This window comes from Pseudomonas sp. PB106 (genome assembly GCF_009764645.1).
Classification (GTDB): Bacteria; Pseudomonadota; Gammaproteobacteria; order Pseudomonadales; family Pseudomonadaceae; genus Aquipseudomonas.
Genome location: NZ_RWIM01000163.1, coordinates 1 through 21,589, shown reverse-complemented (window position 1 = coordinate 21,589; position 21,589 = coordinate 1). Strand labels below are relative to the sequence as shown.

The following is a 21,589-nucleotide window of genomic DNA, read 5'->3' as shown; positions in this document are numbered from 1 at the left end:
GGCAGCTCCTACAGGGAACGCATTCCCATGTAGGAGCTGCCGCAGGCTGCGATCTTTTGCTTCTGAAATAGAACAGGCCCCGACACAAGTGGCGGGGCCTGTAATGGTCACATCCGTGTGACCGTTCGCATGAACTCTAAAGTTGCGGCAGACGTATAGCTCGGCCCGTCTGTCGCGCCTTCTCCCGGTCCAGGCGAGAAGTCATGCCTTACTCGGCTTTCAGACCGTCAGCGGAGACCGCTTTAACGCCTTTGATTTTCTTGGTGATGTTCACTGCGGTAGTTTTCTGAGCTTCGGTAACAGCTACAGTCGACGACAGCGACACAACGCCTTTGTTGGTTTCTACTTTGATGTCGGTGCCTGGGATGCCTTTTTCGGTAACCAGGTCGCTTTTGACTTTGGTAGTGATCCAGGTATCGGAAGTAGCTTCTTTAGCCTGGGTAACTTCACCAGCAGCCAAAGTCATAGGAGCAGCCTGAGTGGTCTGGGCGAATGCGCCGGAAGCCATGGTCAGGGTCAGCGCGGTAGCAGCAGCGGCAGTGATAGCGAACTTCTTCATACGAGTAACTCCTGTTTTTCTGGAAAGTCTGCTGGATTACTTGTCAGCAGGGTTACCAAGGTAGTTGCGAACGTTGTGCCAACTTTTTCAAAGACATAAAACACTTATAAATCAATAAGTTATGAATTATCAGAAATTTCGGATTCATGCAAAATGCATGACTCGGAAAATATTCGCATGCAAGTTGCGGTTTTTTGGAAAGTTCCTAAGACCCTGAAATTATTGAAGCTTTTGTGAAGTAGCGCGCAATGAAAAATGCCCCGCAAGTGCGGGGCATTTACTCTATTGCGTTCGATGATTATGTACCGCTGGCAGTACAGCCTTTAGGTGAGTAGTCCGGTGATACGGTGGTGCCACACGACCAGCCGTTAGCTGCTGTGCGAGTCAATGTGATGGTTTTGCCCAACACAGGGGCCGGCGCATTGGCGATCGTGCATACAATCGTTCCCGCGCCATCGGCAGCAGTACCCGACGCCGTCAGTGCACAGTTGGATGTAGTGGTAGCTGCATCCCCCTTCACGAGGGCAAGCGTGGGATTAGTGCCTTGATTGATGGTGTCTTCGAACGGCACCTTCATCGCGCTGATTTCAGCCAGGCCCGCCGTTACCTTTGAGCGCGCCTGATATTTCGAATACTGCGGCAGGGCGATAGTCGCCAGAATCCCGATGATCGCTACAACGATCAGCAGCTCGATCAGAGTAAAACCTTGTTGTTTTTTCATAGACACGCTCCATGCATGAGTCGAAATCTCATGATCTGAAAGTGACGCAGCATAGGCCATGCCAAAGCTTCAAAGGCCCCGTGCATGGGGTGTAGCGTGCGAGCAGCGCCATTTCCTACAACCCGCAACCGCACTATCTGACACTTTTTGTCACCTGCACCGGCCGTGTTTGGCGCTGTCACTTGACTAGGCTATAAGTCATGAACTGCAAGCGTGCGGAATCCCCATGAATGACATCGCTCTGAGCGGTCTGGCCAAGCAATTGGTGCAGGCCGAACTGCTCACGGAAAAAAGCGCCCAGCAAGCCTGGCAACAGGCCCAACGCAATCGCCAATCGCTGGTCAGCTATCTGGTGCAAAGCAAACTGGTGAAAGGCTGGCAGGTGGCCGAGGTCGCCTCGGAACACTTCGGCATGGCGTTTCTCGACCTCAACTGTCTGGATAAGGAAACCCAGCCCAAGGGACTGGTCAGCGAGAAACTGGTGCGTCAGCACCACGCCCTGCCCCTGTGGCGACGTGGCAACAAACTGTTCGTGGGCATCTCCGACCCGAGCAATCATCAAGCGATCAACGACATCCAGTTCAGCACCGGCCTGAGCACCGAAGCGATTCTGGTCGAGGACGACAAGCTCACCGAGGCCATCGAGAAGTTCTTCGACACCCATGCAACCGGCCTGGAAGAAATGGCCGACGTCGATCTTGACGGCCTCGACGTTGAATCCGTCGACGACAGCAGACAGGACACCATCGGGGGTCTGGATGCCGACGATGCACCGGTGGTGCGCTTCGTCCACAAGATGCTGCTGGATGCGATCAAAAGCGGCTCTTCCGACCTGCACTTCGAGCCTTACGAAAAAAACTACCGCGTACGGGTGCGTACTGACGGCATGTTGCGCGAGGTGGCCAAACCACCGATCCAGTTGGCGGGCCGCATCGCCGCGCGCCTGAAAGTCATGGCCAGCCTCGACATCTCGGAACGGCGCAAACCCCAGGACGGGCGGATCAAGATGCGACTGTCGAAAAGCAAGTCGATCGATTTCCGGGTCAACACGCTCCCGACGCTGTGGGGCGAAAAAGTGGTGATCCGGATCCTCGACCCGTCCAGCGCGCAGATCGGCATCGATGCGCTGGGCTATGAGCCGGCGCAGAAAGAGCTGTACATGGCCGCGCTCAAGCAGCCACAAGGCATGATTCTGGTCACCGGCCCCACCGGTTCGGGTAAAACCGTGTCGCTGTACACCGGCCTGAATATTCTCAATACCGTCGACATCAATATTTCCACCGCCGAAGACCCGGTCGAGATCAACATGGAAGGCATCAATCAGGTCAACGTCAATCCAAAGCAAGGCCTCGACTTCGCTCAGGCACTGCGCTCGTTTCTGCGACAGGACCCGGACGTGATCATGGTCGGCGAGATCCGTGACCTGGAAACCGCCGAGATCGCCATCAAAGCCGCGCAGACCGGTCACCTCGTGCTCTCGACCCTGCACACCAACAGCGCGGCGGAAACCCTTACGCGCCTGCACAATATGGGGATTCCCGGTTTCAACATCGCCACTTCGGTCAGCCTGATCATTGCTCAGCGTCTGGCGCGCAAACTCTGCAGCCATTGCAAACGGCCGATCGAGATCCCCCGCGAAACCCTGATCAAGGAAGGTTTCCCAGAGGAACGCATCGGCCATTTCACGATCTACGAGCCGGTCGGTTGCGATCACTGCAACGGCGGGTACAAGGGTCGCGTGGGAATTTATGAAGTGGTGAAAAACACCGCAGAACTGCAACGGCTGATCATGGCCGAAGGCAATTCACTGGAAATCGATATCCAGATGCGTCGCGACGGCTTCGACGACTTGCGCACCTCCGGGCTGCACAAGGCCATGCAAGGCACCACCAGCCTTGAAGAAATCAACCGGGTCACCAAGGACTGAACATGGCGGTCAAGGCAGCGAAAATGAACGTCTACGCCTGGGAAGGCACGGACAGAAAGGGCAGCAAAATCACCGGGGAACTGAGCGGAGTGAACCCCGCACTGGTCAAGGCACAGTTACGCAAACAGGGAATCAATCCCGGCAAGGTGCGCAAAAAATCTGCGTCGCTGCTGAGTTTCGGCAAACGCATCAAGGCGCAGGACATCGCCCTGTTCACCCGGCAGATGGCAACCATGATGAAGGCTGGCGTGCCGCTGCTGCAGTCGTTCGACATCATTGGCGAAGGTTTCGAAAACCCGGCAATGCGCAAACTGGTGGACGAGGTGAAACAGGAAGTCGCCGCGGGTAACAGCTTCGCCACGGCGCTACGCAAGAAGCCGCAGTATTTCGACGAGTTGTATTGCAACCTGGTCGATGCCGGCGAGCAGTCCGGTGCCCTCGATACCCTGCTGGAACGGGTCGCGACCTATAAGGAAAAAAGCGAACGGCTCAAGGCCAAGATCAAGAAAGCCATGACCTACCCGACTGCCGTGGTACTGGTCGCGGCGGTCGTCACCGGGATTCTGCTGGTGAAAGTGGTGCCGCAATTCCAATCGGTTTTCTCCGGTTTTGGCGCCGAACTACCGGCCTTCACCCTGATGGTGATCAGCCTTTCCGAATTCATGCAGCAATGGTGGTGGGCGATCCTCGGCGTGTTGGTGGTAGCCATTTTCGGCACCCGCCACGCGCTGAAAAAATCTCAGGAATTGCGTGACCGTCGCGACACCTGGCTGCTGAAACTGCCGTTGGTCGGCACGCTGATGTACAAATCCGCCGTCGCCCGTTTCGCGCGAACCCTGTCCACGACGTTTGCCGCCGGTGTACCGCTGGTGGAAGCACTCGACTCGGTGGCCGGCGCCACTGGCAATGTGGTGTTCAAGCGCGCGGTGCTGCGCATTCGCCAGGATGTCTCCACCGGCATGCAGTTGAATTTTTCCATGCGCAGCACCGGCGTGTTTCCCAATATGGCCGTGCAGATGACCGCGATTGGCGAGGAGTCGGGCGCGCTGGACGAGATGCTCGACAAGGTCGCAGGGTTCTACGAGGAAGAAGTGGATAACATGGTCGACAACCTCACCAGCCTCATGGAGCCGTTCATCATGGTCGTGCTGGGGGTGATTGTCGGCGGGCTGGTGGTGGCCATGTACCTGCCGATCTTCCAACTCGGCTCAGCGATCTGACATGCCTATCGACGAACTGTTTGCCCTGTATCCGCTGGCCTTTGTCGGCACCGCGCTGCTGCTGGGGCTGGTGGTCGGCAGCTTCCTCAACGTGCTGATCTGGCGCCTGCCGAAAATGCTCGAGCGCGATTGGCGCCAGCAGGCCCATGACGTGCTCGGTCTGCCCGGCGAGACGCCGCTGCCCACTTACAACCTGATGCTGCCGCACTCCGAATGCCCGCACTGCGCGCACCGGATCCGTGCGTGGGAAAACATTCCGCTGCTCAGTTACCTGTGGCTGCGCGGGCGCTGCTCGGCCTGCGCCGCACCGATCAGCAAGCGTTATCCGCTGACCGAACTGGCGTGCGGTCTGCTGTCGGCCTTCATCGCCTGGCATGTCGGTTTTGGCTGGCCGGCCGGTCTGTTGATCTTTCTGACCTGGGGCTTGCTGGCGATGAGCCTGATCGACACCGAGCATCAGTTGCTGCCCGATGTACTGGTCATGCCGCTGTTGTGGCTGGGGTTGATCGTCAACAGCTTCGGGCTCTTCGTGCCGTTGCACGATGCACTGTGGGGCGCGGTGGCCGGTTACCTGGCGCTGTGGTCGGTGTTCTGGCTGTTCAAGCTACTGACCGGCAAGGACGGCATCGGACACGGTGACTTCAAGTTGTTGGCGCTGCTCGGTGCATGGGGTGGCTGGCAGATCTTGCCGCTGACGATCCTGTTGTCGTCGCTGGTCGGCGCGATTATCGGGGTGATTCTGTTGCGATTGCGCAAGCAGGAAACCTCGACGCCGATCCCCTTCGGCCCTTATCTGGCAATTGCCGGCTGGATTGCCTTGCTCTGGGGTGGTCAAATAACCGACTTCTATTGGCAGTTTGTCGGTTTGAAATGAATACCCCTGTGGAAAAACCCTGGATTCTCGGCCTGACCGGCGGCATCGGCAGCGGCAAAAGCGCGGCGGCCCAGCACTTCATCGATCTCGGCGTTCATGTCGTCGATGCCGATCACGCTGCGCGCTGGGTGGTCGAACCGGGCCGACCGGCGCTGGCAAAGATTGCCGAACATTTCGGCCCCGCCGTGTTACAAGCTGACGGCACGCTGGACCGTGCGGCGCTGCGCAAGCTGATCTTCGAGGTGCCGGTACAACGGCGTTGGCTCGAAGCCCTCCTGCATCCGTTGATCGCCGAGGAAATCGCTCATCACCTGGCGCTGGCAAAATCGCCGTACGCGATTCTGGTTTCGCCGCTGTTGATCGAGTCCGGGCAATACGCGATGACCCAGCGCATCCTGGTGATCGACGCCCCGCAACAATTGCAGATCGAACGCACCCTGCAGCGTGACCAGACCAGCGAACAGCAGGTTCAGGCGATCCTCAAGGCACAGTCGAGCCGTGAAGATCGCGTGAGCCGCGCTAACGACGTGGTGGTCAATGACCGCGACCTCGCCTGGCTGCACAGCGAGGTCGAGCGTCTGCATCACTTTTACCTGACTTTATCCGGAGGCCAAGCATGAGCCAGACCCCAACCGTTGAATGCCCAACCTGCGGCGCACCCGTTGAATTCACCCCTGAAAACAAGTTTCGTCCGTTCTGTTCCGATCGCTGCAAACTGATCGACCTCGGCGCCTGGGCCTCGGAAGAACACAAGATTCCGGTCGCACCAGACGCTGAGGACGAATTGTTCTCCGGCGACTTCGATCCGCGCCACTGATCCCGCTCAGGGCCGCATAAAGCCGTAATCCTGATCGTCGTCGAGGTTTTCCGCCAGAAAGCGCAACTCATCGGCCAGGTCTTCGGCGTTGCGCACCGCCTTGCTCTGCTGCACCACGGCACTGAGCAAGGCGCGCAAACTCAAACCGGGATCAAACCCCACCTCCTGCGCCATCTCCAGACTCTGCCGGGTTTCCTGCCTCGCCCATTCGTACACGCTCATGCCGCTGCTCCTGAAAGGATTTGCGCGAGCATGAAATGTCCCGCGCATGGCGGGTTTGATGTGGGTCAAGAGTTCGGATCGTCGTCCTTCCATGGTGCTGAAAGGTAACGGGTGCGGTTAAAGGTCTCTAGCCATTCCGGACTGAACACCACCAGCGCACTGATGATCATGCCGTTGATGAACGCCTCGGGAAAAATGATCAGCCACAGGTAGCCGATGAAATCTTCCAGCCACTCGGGCATGGCGAAGAGGCCGTCGCACCACAGCAGCGTCAGGCTCAGTAGCAGGCAAAGCAATGCCGACAACGCGGCAGCCAGAAACCCGGAACAGAAGATGTAGACAAATGGATTCCGTGGCTGCGCTCGTTCGACAAGGATTGCTACGCACTCGGTGATCAACACCGGCAGCAGAATGAACAGCGCACCGTTGACCCCAAGCGCCGCAAGATCCTGGCGCCCGAGCATCACCAGGCCAATTTGCGCCACTAGGCCGCCAATAATCGCTAGTGGCCAGTCCAGCAGCAAGGTCACCGCCGTCATGCCAATAAAGTGATAAGACACCCCGGTGTCAAAATCCCTGCGCACCAGCCACAGCAGAAACAACGCGAACACCGTGCCGAACAGCAAATGCTGACGGCGGCTGTCGCTGAACAACTCGACCCACGGCGAACGCACGGTTGCCCACAGCAGCACCGGCAGGTAAATCAGCCAGCCGAGCGTCAGGCTTGTTGTCGACAGCAGTTCAGCTCCAATCATGTCCCTCACCTTCTGCGCACATCCCTCGTAGGAGCTGCCGCAGGCTGCGATCTTTTGATCTTGTTCTTTTTACAGTCAAAAGATCGCAGCCTTCAGCAGCTCCTACAAGGGCAAGTGAACGGGCGGTTCAAGCAAAGCTTTCTGCTTGTCGCATTTGAACGCTAAGCTTGGGCCTATGGATGACTCAGATTATTTACGCCTGCTGACCATCGCGGCCGAGCAAGCCAACGCGTTCCTGTCCAATGCCCGCAAATGGGAGCGTGAGCGTTGGGTCTGCCAGCGCCTGCTGCAAGGCCTGAACATTCCCTACCGCGCCGATGAATTCGCCCCTGCCGGTGAACCGCCGGACGTCTTGTTTCGCGATGCCAATTTCGAAGTGTTTTTCGTCCTCGATGAAGGCCGCAGGCTGAATGACGAATGGCGCGACGAACTGCAACGCCGGCGCAGTGCGTTCTCGCTCAGCCAACTGGTGCGCCGCGAAGCCAAGCCCAAGCGCATCCCGGCCAATGAATTCCTGATGCGCCTGGCACCGACCTTGCGCAAAAAAGCCCACAACTACAAAGAACGCGGTATGGATCTCGGCGAGCTGGACATCATTGCCTTCGCCAGCCTCAAGCGCGAAGTGCTGGATCTGAACAGTCACTTCCCGCCGCCCACCGAATATTTGCGTCAGGGCTGGCGTTCGCTGTCCCTGGTCGGCCCGACCTTCGCCCGCGTGCTGTTTGCCCACCCGGATGCGCCGGACTTTCTGCGCAGCAACCTCGGCCGCAGTATCGTTTTCGACGTGGGGATCAGCCTGTGACGCCGCTTCAGCAGTTGATCGCCGATGTGCCGCAAACCGGGCGTGTGCGCTGGATCGGCGTGCGCCCGGAATCCCGTGGGCCGATGATCGAGCTGGAGGCCGTGGAGGCGCGACTCGAGGCAGGGCTGACCGGTGATCATGCGCGTCCCGGTGTGCGTAATGCGCGGCAGGTGACGCTGATCCAGTGGGAACATCTGGCGGTGATCAGCGCTTTGATGGGTCGTCCCGACGATCAGCCGGTCAGGCCTGAAGATCTGCGGCGCAATCTCGTTATCAGCGGTATCAATTTGTTTAGCCTGAAGGGTCGGCGTTTTCGCATCGGTCAGGCAATATTCGAAACCACGGGCTGGTGTCAGCCTTGCGCACGCCTGCAAAACAACCTTGGCCCCGGCACCTTTCAAGCGGTGCGCGGGCATGGCGGAATCACCGCGCGGGTGTTACAAAGCGGGATCATTCGCCTCGATGATGGCGTGAGCGTCGAGCCGGTTCCGGACAGCGGCTATGCTGCGTTCAACCCCGGATAAAAACCGCTGTAGCTTCTGCCCATTCAGCAACGTCTACCTGACGAGGCAAATATGACCAGCCGCCTGAACCCCGAAGACCAGAAACATGTCGAAGAGTACCTGCAACTGTCCCAACACCGTGTCGAGCGCCGGCCATTCCGGCCGTGGATGCTCCTGGTGCTGGTGCTGGCAGTGACCATTGGTCTGGGCCTGTTGAGCCGATTTATCAGTTACCTGACGCTATGAGCAGCTTCGCGCTCGCTCGGGTAACCGCACCGATTTCCTTTAAAAACCTTGCGAGTTATCCCTATGTCCCATCGTATTGTTATTGTCGGCGGCGGCGCCGGCGGTCTGGAGTTGGCTACCCGTCTGGGTAAGACTCTGGGCAAGCGTGGCACCGCCAGCGTGATGCTGGTCGACGCCAACCTGACGCACATCTGGAAGCCTTTGCTGCACGAAGTCGCCGCCGGATCGCTGAACTCCTCCGAAGACGAACTCAACTATGTTGCCCAGGCCAAATGGAACCACTTCGAGTTCCAGCTGGGGCGCATGAGCGGGCTCGATCGCGCACAAAAGAAAATTCAGCTGGCCGCGACCTACGACGAAAACGGCGTAGAACTGGTGCCGGCGCGCGAAGTGCAGTACGACTCGCTGGTGATCAGCGTCGGCAGCACCACCAACGACTTCGGCACTCAGGGCGCGGCGCAGCACTGCCTGTTCCTCGACACCCGCAAACAGGCCGAACGCTTCCACCAGCAACTGCTGAATCACTATCTGCGTGCACACGCCGGGCAAACCGATGTGGTCGAGCAGATCAGCGTGGCCATCGTCGGCGCGGGCGCGACAGGCGTTGAGCTTGCTGCAGAGCTGCACAACGCCGCGCACGAATTGGCGGCGTATGGTCTGGACCGGATCAAACCGGAAAACATGCACATCACCCTGATCGAAGCCGGGCCTCGAGTGTTGCCTGCCCTGCCTGAACGCATCAGCGGGCCGGTGCACAAGACTCTGGAAAAACTCGGGGTCAATGTGATGACCAACGCGTCGGTCAGCGAAGTGACCGCCGACAGCCTGATCACCGCCGACGGCAACGAGATCAAGGCCAGCCTGAAAGTCTGGGCTGCCGGTATTCGTGCACCGGGTTTCCTCAAGGACATCGATGGCTTGGAAACCAACCGAATCAATCAACTGCAAGTGCTGCCGACGCTGCAGACCACCCGCGATGAAAACATCTTTGCCTTCGGTGACTGCGCCGCCTGCCCGCAACCGGGCACCGATCGCAACGTGCCGCCGCGTGCACAAGCGGCGCATCAACAGGCGTCGTTGCTGGCCAAGTCGCTGAAACTGCGCATCGAAGGCAAGACCCTGCCGGAGTACAAGTACACCGACTACGGCTCGCTGATCTCGCTGTCGCGTTTTTCGGCTGTGGGCAACTTGATGGGCAACCTCACCGGCAGCGTGATGCTCGAAGGCTGGCTGGCGCGGATGTTTTACGTGTCGCTGTACCGCATGCACCAGATGGCGCTGTACGGACCGTTCCGCACGGCGATGCTGATGCTCGGTAGCAAGATTGGTCGCGGCACCGAGCCACGCCTGAAATTGCACTAAAACAAAAAAACTGTGGGAGCTGCTTGCTCCCACAGTTTTTTGTGCTGCCCCCATAATCAGCAGACAAGCGCAATAAATGTAGGAGTGAGCCTGCTCGCGATAGCGGTCTGTCAGTCACATCTTCAGTGACCAAACCACCGCTATCGCGAGCAGGCTCACTCCTACAATGGATCTCTACTTATCAGAGCTGGAAGCGCCGCACCATGCCTTGCAGTGCGTTGGCCAGTTGCGACAGCTCATGGCTCGATGCGCTGGTCTGGTCGGCGCCCGCCGCCGAACGCACCGACAGATCGCGAATATTCACCAGATTGCGATCCACTTCCCGCGCGACTTGCGCCTGTTCTTCCGCCGCGCTGGCAATCACCAGATTGCGCTCGTGAATTTCGTGTACCGACGCCGTGATGGTCAGCAGCGCCTCACCGGCACGCTCGGCCAACACCAAGGTGCTGGCGGCACGCGAAGCACTGGCCTGCATCGAATCCAGCGCCAGGCTCGAACCGCTGCGCATGCCTTGCACCATCTGCTCGATCTCCTGGGTCGATTGCTGAGTGCGATAAGCCAACGCTCGCACCTCATCGGCCACCACGGCGAAGCCTCTGCCGCTCTCCCCCGCCCGTGCCGCTTCAATCGCCGCGTTGAGCGCCAGCAGGTTGGTCTGCTCGGCAATCGCGCGGATCACATCGAGCACTTTGCCAATGTCCTGCGACTGGTTCGCCAGTGACTGCACCAGTTCGCCGGTGTGCTGCACATCATTGCTCAGCGCGCTGATGGCACTGGCGGTTTCGCTGACGCGTTCCTGACCCACATGCGCCGACTCGCTGGACTGCCGCGTGGCGTCCGAGGTCGATACCGCATTGCGCGCAACTTCTTCCACCGCCGTGGTCATCTCGTTGACGGCGGTCGCCGCTTGTTCGATTTCGTTGTTCTGCTGTTGCAGGCCCTGCGTGCTGTCGAGCGTCACCGCGCTGAGTTCGTCGGCTGCGGTGGTCAGCTGCGTGGCCGAGGCGCTGATGCCTTGCAGCGTTTCGCGCAAATTCTGCTGCATGGTCGCCAGGGCCTTGAGCAAGCGGCTGACTTCATCGTTGCCATGGGTTTCGATTGGACGGGTCAGATCGCCCTGCGCCACGCTTTCAGCAGCGCTCACTGCGCTGCTCAGCGGACGAACGATACTGCGTGTCAGCAACATCGCCAACGCCACCGTGGCCAATGCCGCCAATGCAATGAACAGGCTGACGATGGTGCGCGACGTCTGGTAATGATCGGCGGATTTCTGGCTTTCAGCGGCGACTTGTTTGGCGAACAGATCCGCCAGGTCATTGAGTTGCTTGCCGGAGCCGTCGACCACAGTTTTCATGTCGACCAGCAACAGCTTGGTCAGCTCGTCGCGCTTGCCCTGCTCGGCGAGGGTGAAGGATTGAGCGATACCGCTGCGATAGGCCGCGAAAGTTTTTTTGAACTGGTCATACAGCTGCTGGCCTTCCGCAGTGGTGACCAGTTTGTCGTAGGCGGCGATTTTGTCGCTCAGCTCTTTGTCGCGGGTGTCCATCTGGCTGCGATAGGTAGCGATATTGTTCGGATCCTGATCCAGCGCCATGCGCAGCGAGATGGTGCGGATACGTAGCATGATCTCGCGGATCTCGTCGCCGCCACGAATACTCGGCAACCACTGATTTTCGACCGCGACCTCACTGTCACGGATGCTCGACATCTGCCCGAGCGCAAACACGCCGAGCAATGCCACCAATACCGCGATCAGGGCGAAACCCAGGGCAGCCCGGGGAGCAATATTCAACTGACGAAGCAACATGACGCACGCCCTTATTCTTGTATGGCCGGATTCAAGGGGCGAAGCCATGGCAGTCCCCTCGTGTTAGCGGGCTATCGGCAGGTTGTATGACGACTTGAAGGAGAAATGAGTTTTTGTCGGACAAAAAAAATCCCCGTATCTTTCGATACGAGGATTTTTAATATGGTCGGGGTAAGGGGATTCGAACTCCTGACATCCTGCTCCCAAAGCAGGCGCGCTACCGGACTGCGCTATACCCCGGTAAAAAAAAGGCGACCTTTCAAAGATCGCCTTCTTCGATCAGCGCTTTTGGCCTCTGATCTTAAGATTCGATTCCAGCGTTAACTGGTTTCAAAAATGGTGGGTCGTGTGGGATTCGAACCTACGACCAATTGGTTAAAAGCCAACTGCTCTACCAACTGAGCTAACGACCCAAAAATGGTCGGGGTAAGGGGATTCGAACTCCTGACATCCTGCTCCCAAAGCAGGCGCGCTACCGGACTGCGCTATACCCCGGCTTGAAATTGGCTCCGTGACCAGGACTCGAACCTGGGACCCAATGATTAACAGTCATTTGCTCTACCGACTGAGCTATCACGGAACTACATATTTCAATTTACAACGGTGAAACTTACTGCTTCCAGTCACTCGTTCGCATCGCTGCGTTCGTGTGTCTGAGGCGCGCTATTCTACAACCTAGAACACCTCTGTCAACCCCCTAAATTGCTTTCAAGTTAATGATTTGCAACTTATTTCAGATTTCAACTCAGTGAGCTGAGACCGTCTTGGCGACTGACTGCGGGGCGCACTTTACAAGCCTTTTCCTTTGAGTTCAACAGCCTAACGAAAAAAAAGGCCCCACAAAGTGGGGCCTTCCAATTTTCATTGGCGTTTGGGCTTAGTTGAAAACGATTTCGTCGTTCTCGACAGTCCCGGTCGCCGTGTCGCCTGGCATGAAATGACCCGAAAGGATCAGTTGCGCCAGCGGGTTTTCGATCCAGCGCTGGATCGCCCGTTTCAAAGGACGCGCGCCATACACCGGGTCGTAACCAACCGCGATCAGCTTGTCCATCGCTTCCGGACTCAGTTCCAGCTTCAGCTCACGCTCCGCCAGACGCGTACGCAGACGGCTCAACTGGATCTCGGTAATGCCTGCGATCTGATCCCGCGCCAATGGCTCGAAGATCACCACTTCGTCGACCCGGTTGATGAACTCCGGACGGAAGTGCGACGTCAGCGCATCCATGACGGCAGCGCGTTGCGCCTCACGATCACCGACCAGCTCCTGAATCTGCACAGAGCCGAGGTTCGAGGTCATGACGATCACGGTATTGCGGAAGTCCACCGTGCGGCCATGGCTGTCGGTCAGGCGACCATCCTCAAGCACTTGCAGCAAGATGTTGAACACGTCCGGGTGCGCCTTCTCGACTTCGTCCAGCAGGATCACCGAATAAGGCTTGCGACGCACAGCCTCGGTCAGGTAACCGCCCTCCTCGTAACCAACGTATCCCGGTGGCGCACCGATCAAGCGAGCCACGGAATGTTTCTCCATGAACTCGGACATGTCGATCCGCACCATCGCCTCTTCAGTATCAAAGAGGAATTCGGCCAGCGCCTTGCACAGCTCGGTTTTACCGACACCGGTCGGGCCGAGGAACATGAACGAGCCGCTTGGGCGATTCGGGTCAGACAACCCGGCTCGCGAACGCCGCACGGCGTTGGCCACAGCGACCACGGCTTCTTCCTGGCCGATCACGCGTTTGTGCAACAGGCTTTCCATCTTCATCAGCTTGTCGCGCTCGCCTTCGAGCATTTTCGACACGGGGATGCCGGTCCACTTCGACACAACCTCAGCGATCTCTTCCTCAGTCACCTTGCTGCGCAGCAACTGGTTTTCGCTCTTGCCGTGCTGATCGACCATTTGCAGGCTGCGTTCCAGATCCGGGATCACCCCGTACTGCAACTCGGCCATGCGGTTCAGGTCGCCCTTGCGGCGTGCTGCTTCCAGTTCCTGACGCGACTGCTCGATCTTCTGCTGAATCTGCGCAGAACCCTGCACCTCGGCTTTTTCCGAATTCCAGATTTCTTCCAGATCGGAATACTCGCGTTCGAGGCGGACGATTTCTTCCTGGAGTTTCTCCAGACGTTTCATCGCCGCTTCGTCGCTTTCTTTCTTCAGTGCCTGGGATTCCACCTTTAACTGAATCAGGCGACGTTCCAGACGATCCAGCACTTCCGGCTTGGAATCGATTTCCATACGGATGCGGCTGGCGGCCTCGTCGATCAAGTCGATGGCCTTGTCCGGCAGCTGCCGATCGGTGATGTAGCGATGGCTGAGCTTCGCCGCCGCAATGATCGCGCCGTCGGTGATCGCCACCTTGTGGTGAACCTCGTAACGTTCTTTGAGGCCACGCAGGATAGCGATGGTGTCCTCTTCGCTCGGCTCATCCACCAATACTTTCTGGAAGCGTCGTTCGAGCGCCGCGTCCTTCTCTATATATTGGCGGTACTCGTTGAGCGTGGTCGCGCCGACGCAGTGCAACTCGCCGCGAGCCAGTGCTGGCTTGAGCATGTTGCCGGCGTCCATCGAGCCTTCGCCTTTACCCGCGCCGACCATGGTGTGCAGTTCGTCGATGAACAGAATGATCTGTCCTTCCTGCTTCGACAGCTCATTGAGCAACGATTTCAGGCGTTCTTCGAACTCACCGCGATACTTGGCACCGGCAATCAGCGCGCCCATGTCCAGCGAGAGCAGACGTTTGCCCTTGAGACCATCCGGCACTTCGCCGTTGATGATGCGCTGGGCCAGACCTTCGGCGATTGCGGTTTTACCCACGCCGGGTTCGCCGATCAGCACCGGGTTGTTCTTGGTGCGGCGCTGCAGAACCTGAATGGTGCGACGGATTTCGTCATCACGACCGATCACCGGATCGAGCTTGCCGTCTTCGGCGCGCTTGGTCAGGTCGACGGTGTATTTATCCAGCGCCTGACGCGACTCTTCGTGGTTGGCGTCATTCACCGCTTCGCCGCCACGCAGGTTGGTAATCGCGTTCTCCAGGGCCTTCTTGCTCACGCCCTGGCCGAGCAACAACTTGCCGAGTTTGCTGTTCTCGTCCATCGCGGCGAGCAGCACCAGCTCGCTGGAAATGAACTGGTCGCCCTTCTGCTGGGCCAGACGATCGGCCTGGTTGAGCAGACGCGCCAGATCCTGCGACATGTTCACATCGCCAGTCGGGTTCTGGATTTTCGGTAGTTGGTCGAGCTCTTTGGTCAGCTCTTTGCGCAAGCTGTTGACGTCGAAACCCACCTGCATCAGCAGAGGTTTGATCGAACCACCCTGCTGCTCAAGCATGGCTTGCATCAAGTGCGCCGGCTCTATCGCCGGATGATCGTGGCCGACTGCCAACGACTGGGCGTCGGACAGGGCCAACTGTAATTTGCTGGTTAAACGGTCTATTCGCATAAGTCACCTTCCTTTTGAGCAGGCCGGACCTAAAAACCATCCTGAATAAAGAAACCTGCCAGATACCGCTATAGATGCGGTCGATTCTGCAAGATTCAAGCGTCAGAGGGTTGATTCAGGTCAGGCAAGTCTAGCGGGTGAGCCAGATAAGGGAGGCGAATCGACCGGTGCGTGAGGCACGGCGATAAGAGAAGAAGCGTGGATCGGTCACGGTGCAGAAACCGCCGCCGTAAACAGCGGTAACACCGCGCTCAGCCAGACGCAGGCGCGCCAGCTTATAGATGTCAGCCATGAACTTGCCGGCGTTGTTGCTCGGCACAAAGGCGTTTGCCGCTTCCGGCAATTGATTGATGAAGACTTCCCGAACTTCCGGGCCGACTTCAAAGGCTTGCGGGCCAATCGCCGGGCCGAGCCAGACCAAAACGTCCTTGGGCGGAACATCGAGGCTGTCGAGCGTTGCTTCAAGCACACCCGCCGCCAGCCCTCGCCAACCGGCATGGGCTGCCGCCACACGGGTGCCAGCACGATCGCAAAACAACGCCGGCAAGCAATCCGCCGTCATCGCCGCGCAAGCAATGCCTGGCGTTGCTGTCCAGCTGGCATCGGCCGTCGCAACAATGCCCGGATCAGCATGAGCCACGGCAATCCCGTGCACTTGCTGCAACCAGGCAGGCTGTATAGAGAAGTGTTCGGTCAGGCGCCGACGATTCTCGGCAACAGCCTCAGGACGATCATCGACATGATCGCCCAGATTGAGACTGTCGAACGGCGCCTCGCTGACACCACCCTCACGAGTGGTGACACAGGCTTTGACGCTGGCCGGCGCGGGCCAGTCCGGCGTCAGCCAGTTCATCCGATGAACGCCTCGCGATCCTGCTTGAGCAGGGTCAGCAGCCAGACGAAATCTTCTGGCAGCGGCGATTCCCAGCTCATGCGCACACCGGTCGTCGGATGATCCAGCTCAAGGAAACGCGCGTGCAGGGCCTGACGCGGAAAATGCTTGAGGGATTCAACCATGGTTGGGTTGGCCGCTGGCGGAATGCGGAAACGACCGCCGTACGCCGGGTCGCCGACCAACGGGAAGTTGATGTGCGACATGTGTACGCGGATCTGATGCGTACGACCGGTTTCCAGCTTCACCCGTACGTGGGTGTGGGAACGGAAACGCTCCAGCACGCGGTAGTGACTAACGGCCGGCTTGCCGCCTTCCATCACCGCCATTCGCTGGCGCTGCTGGCCGTGACGACCGATCGGGGCGTTGATCTTGCCACCGGCGGTGACCACACCAATCACGATGCACTCATAGATGCGGCTGACGCTGCGACTCTGCAATTGAGTAACGAGCTTTGTCTGAGCCTGAATGGTCTTGGCCACCACCATCAAACCGGTGGTGTCCTTGTCCAGACGATGCACGATACCGGCGCGCGGGACATTGATGATGTCCGGCACGTGGTGCAGCAAGGCGTTGAGCAGCGTGCCATCGGCGTGACCGGCAGCCGGGTGCACCACCAGGCCCGCAGGCTTGTTGATCACCAGAATGTCGTCGTCTTCATAGACGATGTCGAGCTCGATGTCCTGGGCGATCCACTCGCCCTGGGCTTCCTGCTCGGCAGTCAGCTCAAGGATGGCACCGCCGTGCACGATGTCGCGAGGGCGGATGACCGCCCCGTCCACAGTCAGGCGACCTTCTTTGATCCAGGCGGAAAGGCGCGAGCGAGAGTGCTCAGCGAAGAGTTGGGCAGCGACTTGATCGAGGCGTTGGCCGCCCAATTCGGACGGCACCTCTGCGCGAAGTTCAATTTTATCGGACATGCTCTGACTGTGCGTCGGCACAGCTTTTGGTTTCGGCTGCGCGCTTGTGGTTAAATACGGCGTCTTTTGCCCCGAGGCTTTTCAACGGGGCGCTCATCATAACAGGACGGCCCCGCCCAAGACAGCGGCCGTCATAGGGACGCAAGCCGCCATGCAAGTGAAACACCTGCTGCTGATCGCCATCCTCGCATTGACCGCTGCTTGCTCATCGAAGGAAGTCGTAGACGAAAACCTCAGCGAAGCCGAGCTGTATCAGCAGGCTCAGACTGACCTGGACAACAACAGCTACACCAGCGCCACAGCCAAGCTGAAGGCTCTGGAGTCGCGCTATCCGTTCGGTCGCTACGCCGATCAGGCACAGCTGGAGCTGATCTACGCCAACTATAAGAACGCCGAGCCGGAAGCTGCCAAGTCCGCCGCCGAGCGTTTCATTCGTTTGCATCCGCAGCACCCGAACGTGGATTACGCGTACTACTTGAAAGGTCTGACCTCGTTCGACCAGGACGTCGGCCTGCTGGCGCGCTTCCTGCCGCTGGACATGACCAAGCGTGACCCGGGCGCCGCGCGCGACTCGTACAACGAGTTCGCCCAGCTGACCAGCCGCTACCCGAACAGCCGCTACGCGCCGGACGCCAAGCAGCGCATGATTTACCTGCGCAACCTGCTGGCGGCCTACGAGATTCACGTGGCCGACTACTACCTGACCCGTCAGGCCTATGTAGCCGCTGCCAACCGTGGCCGTTACGTGGTGGAAAACTTCCAGGAAACCCCATCGGTCGGCGACGGCCTGGCGGTGATGACTGAAGCCTATCAGCGTCTGCACCTGGACGAACTGGCGGCCACCAGCCTCGAAACCCTGAAGCTCAACTACCCGAATCACCCGAGCCTGCAAGACGGCCAGTTCGTGCCACGGGTTGCCGAAGCCGACAACCGTTCGTTCCTGAGCAAGGCAACCCTCGGTCTGATCGAGTCGCGTCCACCGCTGCCGCCGGGCGAAACCCGCGCCAACCAGGACGTGCAGAAGCAGTTCCAGGACGCGAAAGACGCGATCCCGAACGAGCTCAAGCCTAAAGACGAAAACGGCGACGTGATCGAAGAGCCTGAGCCTGAGTCGAGCGACACTGACCGTTCGTGGTTCAGCTACATGACTTTCGGCGTGTTCGACTGATCACACCGGTTGCACAGAAAAGGGAGATCTGCGGATCTCCCTTTTTCGTTTCCGCGATTTAATCCGCTGTGCGCTTGTCAGGACCTTGGCTAAACTGCCGGATCATCAGTCAAAAAGCCGCTCATCATGCTTCGTTTATTGTTCTGGATCGTCGTGATTTTCGCCGCCATTTGGCTCTGGCGGAAATTCAAGGCACCTGCCGCGTCCTCTCAATCCAATCGCTCTTCAAGCGAGCAGGACGCCGCGCCGATGGTGCGCTGTGCTCATTGCGGCGTGCACCTGCCGCGCGACCGTGCGTTGAGCGTGCAACAACAGTGGTATTGCAGCCAGGCTCACCTCGAGCAAGGCCCAGGTACTCGTGATCGCTAAGGCCGACGACGCCGACAGCAAACAGGCACAGCGCCTGCTGCGCCTTTATCATCTCTACCGTTTAAGTGTCGGCATCACTCTGGTGCTGCTGATCTCCAGCAATATGGACAACCGCCTGCTGACGTCGATTGACGACGATTTGCTGCGCAGCGGCAGTTGGTTGTATCTGGTGTTGAACATCTTGCTGGTGGTATTCCTCGAGAACACCCGGCGTCCCGCACAGCTGTTCAGCCTGGCACTGGTCGACGTCTTGCTGCTGTGCGGACTGTTTTACGCCGCCGGTGGCGTGGCCAGCGCGATTGGCAATCTGCTGATCGTTTCAGTTGCGATCAGCAACACCCTCCTGCGTCGACGCATCGGCTTGTTAATCGCCGCGATTGGCGCCCTCGGCATTGTCGGTTCAAGCTTTTTACTGAGTTTCAGCCATCCCCTGAGCGCCAACGAATACCTGCAGGCCGGCACCCTCGGCGCGCTGTGCTTCGCCGCCTCGTTGCTGGTGCAAGGGTTGATCCGTCGCCTGGAAGTCAGCGAAACACTGGCCGAACAACGCGCCAGCGAAGTCGTCGGCCTCGAGGCGCTCAATGCGCTGATCCTGCAACGCATGCGCACCGGCATTCTGGTGCTTGATGAAGAGCGCCGGGTGCAACTGGCCAATCACAGCGCCCAGAGCTTGCTCGCGCAGTCACACTTGCAGGGTCATCTGATCGACGATTATTCGCCAGCCCTGGTCGATCGCCTGCAACTGTGGATGAACAACCCGACCTTGCGTCCCCAGAGCCTGAAAATCCCCGGCAACGGCCTGGAACTGCAACCTAGCTTCATCGCTCTGGAACAAAGCCCGAACCAGCAAACCCTGGTGTTTCTCGAAGACCTCGCGCAAATCGCCCAGCAGGCTCAGCAACTGAAACTCGCCGCTCTGGGGCGCCTGACTGCCGGCATCTCCCATGAAATCCGCAATCCACTTGGCGCCATCAGTCACGCCGCGCAGCTATTGGGTGAGTCCGAGGAACTCGACGGCGCCGACCGGCGTCTGACGCAGATCATTCAAGACCACTCTCAGCGCATGAACCGAGTCATCGAAAACGTCCTGCAACTGTCCCGCCGCCAGCAAAGCGCCCCGCAACGGCTGGATCTCAAGCCGTGGCTGGAAAACTTCGTCGCCGAGAGTCGTGAACACGCCAGCGAGCGACAGATTATTCATATGCGGATCAATTCCGGGGACTTCACCACGTTGATGGACCCCAACCAGCTCACGCAGATTCTCGACAATCTGCTGCGCAACGGCTGGCGTCACAGCGCCTTGCTGCACGATCAGGCCGAAGTCTGGCTGGCCCTGTTCGTCGACACCGACAGCCAGCTTTCGGTGCTCGAAGTACAGGACAACGGCCCCGGTGTACCCGCCGACGAACAGGCGCATTTGTTCGAACCATTCTTCACCACCAGCAGCCAAGGCACCGGCCTTGGGCTTTATCTGTCCCGTGAGCTGTGCGAAAGCAACCAAGCGCGCCTAGACTTTCAATCACGCCAAGGCGGCGGCTGCTTTCGCATCACCTTTGCTCACGGACGGAAACAAAGTTGAACACGAGCCCACGGCAAAAAATCCTCATCGTCGACGACGAACCGGATATCCGCGAACTCCTGGAAATCACCCTGGGACGGATGAAACTCGACACCTACAGCGCACGCAATCTGGCTGAAGCCCAGGCGCTGCTCAACCGCGAGCCATTCGACCTGTGCCTGACCGACATGCGCCTGCCCGACGGTACGGGGCTGGCGCTGGTGCAGCACATTCAGCAGCGTTATCCACAGCTGCCGGTGGCGATGATCACCGCGTACGGCAGCCTGGAAACCGCGATCAACGCGCTGAAAGCCGGGGCCTTCGATTTCCTCACCAAACCGGTGGACCTCACGCGCCTGCGCGAGCTCGTCGGCACAGCCCTGCGCATGCCGGCGGCCGACGGCGTGTGCACGTCGATTGACCGGCGCCTGCTCGGAGACTCGGCGCCGATGCGCAATCTGCGCAAACAGATCGACAAACTCGCCCGCAGTCAGGCGCCGGTTTACATCAGCGGTGAGTCCGGCAGCGGTAAAGAACTGGTCGCGCGATTGATTCACGAACAAGGCCCGCGTGCAGGCCAGCCGTTTGTGCCGGTCAACTGCGGGGCGATTCCGTCAGAGCTGATGGAAAGCGAGTTTTTCGGCCATCGCAAAGGCAGTTTTACCGGTGCGGTCGAGGACAAACCGGGGCTGTTTCAGGCAGCGAATGGCGGCACGTTGTTTCTTGATGAAGTGGCGGACTTACCGCTGTCGATGCAGGTAAAACTGTTACGGGCGATTCAGGAGAAAGCCGTGCGCAGCGTCGGCGGCCAGCAGGAAAGCGTGGTTGATGTACGGATTCTTTGCGCCACGCACAAGGATCTCGACGCTGAAGTGGCTGCCGAGCGTTTCCGCCAGGATCTCTATTACCGCTTGAACGTGATCGAACTGCGCGTACCGTCCCTGCGTGAGCGCCGGGATGACATTGAAGTGCTGGCGGCGCACATGCTCAAGCGTTTGGCCAAGGACACGGCTCAGCCCGTTGCGCGCCTTCATCAACAGGCGTTGGAAGCGCTGAAGAATTATCGCTTTCCGGGGAATGTGCGGGAGTTGGAGAACGTGCTTGAGCGCGCGCACACCTTGTGTGAGAACCGCACGATCGAGGCTGGGGATCTGCGCTTGAGCGAGGGAAATTGCGCGGCGGACGGCGGGATTGCTGATCTGACGCAGATCGACAATCTGGAAGATTATCTGGAGAACGTCGAGCGCAAACTGATCTTGCAGGCGCTGGAGGAAACCCGCTGGAATCGCACGGCGGCGGCGCAGCGGTTGAGTCTGTCGTTTCGCTCGATGCGCTACAGGTTGAAAAAACTCGGTCTGGATTAAATCGTAAAAGATCGCAGCCTTCGGCAGCTCCTACAGGAAACGCATTCCAATGTAGGAGCTG

General features: G+C 58.9%; 21 protein-coding genes and 4 tRNA genes. 13 read left to right on the top strand and 12 right to left on the bottom strand.

All coding sequences use genetic code 11. The features are described 5' to 3' along the window. Positions 1 to 208 precede the first annotated feature (208 nt). A complete protein-coding gene (locus EJA71_RS21155) occupies positions 209 to 559 on the bottom strand; it encodes a BON domain-containing protein (protein WP_122592808.1) in 351 nt (116 codons plus the stop codon). Between the two features lie 298 nt (positions 560 to 857). After that, positions 858 to 1,280: a pilin gene (locus tag EJA71_RS21150; protein WP_158959491.1), complete on the bottom strand. Its 423-nt coding sequence runs from the start codon at positions 1,278 to 1,280 to the stop codon at positions 858 to 860. Between the two features lie 226 nt (positions 1,281 to 1,506). Here EJA71_RS21150 and pilB point away from each other — a divergent pair, with 226 nt between their 5' ends. From pilB to yacG, 5 genes are read left to right on the top strand one after another with little or no spacing between them, the layout of a single operon-like run. Continuing rightward, positions 1,507 to 3,207, top strand: a complete 1,701-nt coding sequence (pilB, locus tag EJA71_RS21145; protein WP_158959490.1) for a type IV-A pilus assembly ATPase PilB — start codon at positions 1,507 to 1,509, stop codon at positions 3,205 to 3,207. Positions 3,208 to 3,209: 2 nt separating this feature from the next. Then, positions 3,210 to 4,427, top strand: a complete 1,218-nt coding sequence (locus EJA71_RS21140; protein WP_158959489.1) for a type II secretion system F family protein — start codon at positions 3,210 to 3,212, stop codon at positions 4,425 to 4,427. A gap of 1 nt (position 4,428) precedes the next feature. Beyond that, positions 4,429 to 5,301 (top strand): A24 family peptidase, encoded by an 873-nt coding sequence (locus EJA71_RS21135; protein WP_158959488.1) that lies wholly within the window; start codon positions 4,429 to 4,431, stop codon positions 5,299 to 5,301. After that, positions 5,298 to 5,921 (top strand): dephospho-CoA kinase, encoded by a 624-nt coding sequence (gene coaE / locus EJA71_RS21130; protein ID WP_158959487.1) that lies wholly within the window; start codon positions 5,298 to 5,300, stop codon positions 5,919 to 5,921. The genes EJA71_RS21135 and coaE overlap by 4 nt, the downstream gene beginning before the upstream one ends. Further along, positions 5,918 to 6,118, top strand: a complete 201-nt coding sequence (gene yacG, locus EJA71_RS21125; RefSeq protein WP_064392456.1) for a DNA gyrase inhibitor YacG — start codon at positions 5,918 to 5,920, stop codon at positions 6,116 to 6,118. The genes coaE and yacG overlap by 4 nt, the downstream gene beginning before the upstream one ends. A 6-nt stretch (positions 6,119 to 6,124) precedes the next feature. Here the strand turns inward: yacG and EJA71_RS21120 are convergent, their stop codons facing one another. Both EJA71_RS21120 and EJA71_RS21115 read right to left on the bottom strand, forming a co-directional pair. Beyond that, positions 6,125 to 6,340, bottom strand: a complete 216-nt coding sequence (locus EJA71_RS21120) for a hypothetical protein (protein ID WP_007959584.1) — start codon at positions 6,338 to 6,340, stop codon at positions 6,125 to 6,127. Between the two features lie 65 nt (positions 6,341 to 6,405). Further along, positions 6,406 to 7,095, bottom strand: coding sequence for an energy-coupling factor ABC transporter permease (locus tag EJA71_RS21115; RefSeq protein ID WP_158959486.1), 690 nt, complete (start codon positions 7,093 to 7,095; stop codon positions 6,406 to 6,408). A gap of 175 nt (positions 7,096 to 7,270) precedes the next feature. Here EJA71_RS21115 and EJA71_RS21110 point away from each other — a divergent pair, with 175 nt between their 5' ends. The 4 genes from EJA71_RS21110 (at position 7,271) to EJA71_RS21095 (ending at position 10,008) form a co-directional block, all read left to right on the top strand. Continuing rightward, entirely contained in the window at positions 7,271 to 7,897 is a 627-nt protein-coding gene (locus tag EJA71_RS21110) for a DUF1780 domain-containing protein (protein ID WP_008078503.1), read from the top strand. Continuing rightward, positions 7,894 to 8,421 (top strand): MOSC domain-containing protein, encoded by a 528-nt coding sequence (locus tag EJA71_RS21105; RefSeq protein ID WP_158959485.1) that lies wholly within the window; start codon positions 7,894 to 7,896, stop codon positions 8,419 to 8,421. The genes EJA71_RS21110 and EJA71_RS21105 overlap by 4 nt, the downstream gene beginning before the upstream one ends. A 51-nt stretch (positions 8,422 to 8,472) precedes the next feature. Then, positions 8,473 to 8,646 carry a DUF3094 domain-containing protein gene (locus EJA71_RS21100; RefSeq protein WP_007909875.1) on the top strand — a complete coding sequence of 58 codons (174 nt, stop codon included), beginning with the start codon at positions 8,473 to 8,475 and terminating at the stop codon, positions 8,644 to 8,646. Positions 8,647 to 8,709: 63 nt separating this feature from the next. After that, positions 8,710 to 10,008: an NAD(P)/FAD-dependent oxidoreductase gene (locus EJA71_RS21095; RefSeq protein ID WP_016986237.1), complete on the top strand. Its 1,299-nt coding sequence runs from the start codon at positions 8,710 to 8,712 to the stop codon at positions 10,006 to 10,008. 181 nt (positions 10,009 to 10,189) lie between these two features. Here the strand turns inward: EJA71_RS21095 and EJA71_RS21090 are convergent, their stop codons facing one another. From EJA71_RS21090 to rluD, 8 genes are all read right to left on the bottom strand, one after another. Further along, positions 10,190 to 11,815: a methyl-accepting chemotaxis protein gene (locus EJA71_RS21090; RefSeq protein WP_158959484.1), complete on the bottom strand. Its 1,626-nt coding sequence runs from the start codon at positions 11,813 to 11,815 to the stop codon at positions 10,190 to 10,192. Between the two features lie 163 nt (positions 11,816 to 11,978). Then, positions 11,979 to 12,055 (bottom strand) — tRNA-Pro (locus EJA71_RS21085). Between the two features lie 97 nt (positions 12,056 to 12,152). Beyond that, positions 12,153 to 12,228: transfer RNA gene (locus tag EJA71_RS21080), tRNA-Lys, on the bottom strand. 5 nt (positions 12,229 to 12,233) lie between these two features. Then, positions 12,234 to 12,310: transfer RNA gene (locus EJA71_RS21075), tRNA-Pro, on the bottom strand. Between the two features lie 9 nt (positions 12,311 to 12,319). Next, positions 12,320 to 12,395 (bottom strand) — tRNA-Asn (locus tag EJA71_RS21070). 297 nt (positions 12,396 to 12,692) lie between these two features. Continuing rightward, positions 12,693 to 15,257 (bottom strand): ATP-dependent chaperone ClpB, encoded by a 2,565-nt coding sequence (gene clpB / locus EJA71_RS21065; protein ID WP_158959483.1) that lies wholly within the window; start codon positions 15,255 to 15,257, stop codon positions 12,693 to 12,695. A gap of 130 nt (positions 15,258 to 15,387) precedes the next feature. Further along, complete coding sequence (gene pgeF, locus EJA71_RS21060; protein WP_158959482.1) at positions 15,388 to 16,110, bottom strand: peptidoglycan editing factor PgeF; 723 nt, start codon at positions 16,108 to 16,110, stop codon at positions 15,388 to 15,390. Continuing rightward, positions 16,107 to 17,069: a 23S rRNA pseudouridine(1911/1915/1917) synthase RluD gene (gene rluD, locus EJA71_RS21055; RefSeq protein WP_122592797.1), complete on the bottom strand. Its 963-nt coding sequence runs from the start codon at positions 17,067 to 17,069 to the stop codon at positions 16,107 to 16,109. The genes pgeF and rluD overlap by 4 nt, the downstream gene beginning before the upstream one ends. A gap of 151 nt (positions 17,070 to 17,220) precedes the next feature. Here rluD and EJA71_RS21050 point away from each other — a divergent pair, with 151 nt between their 5' ends. From EJA71_RS21050 to EJA71_RS21035, 4 genes are all read left to right on the top strand, one after another. Next, on the top strand, positions 17,221 to 18,237 hold the full coding sequence (locus EJA71_RS21050) for an outer membrane protein assembly factor BamD (protein ID WP_158959481.1): 1,017 nt from the start codon (positions 17,221 to 17,223) through the stop codon (positions 18,235 to 18,237). Between the two features lie 126 nt (positions 18,238 to 18,363). After that, complete coding sequence (locus EJA71_RS21045) at positions 18,364 to 18,606, top strand: PP0621 family protein (protein ID WP_158959480.1); 243 nt, start codon at positions 18,364 to 18,366, stop codon at positions 18,604 to 18,606. Beyond that, positions 18,596 to 20,185 carry a PAS domain-containing sensor histidine kinase gene (locus EJA71_RS21040; RefSeq protein ID WP_158959479.1) on the top strand — a complete coding sequence of 530 codons (1,590 nt, stop codon included), beginning with the start codon at positions 18,596 to 18,598 and terminating at the stop codon, positions 20,183 to 20,185. The genes EJA71_RS21045 and EJA71_RS21040 overlap by 11 nt, the downstream gene beginning before the upstream one ends. Beyond that, positions 20,182 to 21,528 carry a sigma-54 dependent transcriptional regulator gene (locus EJA71_RS21035; RefSeq protein ID WP_158959478.1) on the top strand — a complete coding sequence of 449 codons (1,347 nt, stop codon included), beginning with the start codon at positions 20,182 to 20,184 and terminating at the stop codon, positions 21,526 to 21,528. The genes EJA71_RS21040 and EJA71_RS21035 overlap by 4 nt, the downstream gene beginning before the upstream one ends. The last annotated feature ends 61 nt before the right edge of the window (positions 21,529 to 21,589 follow it).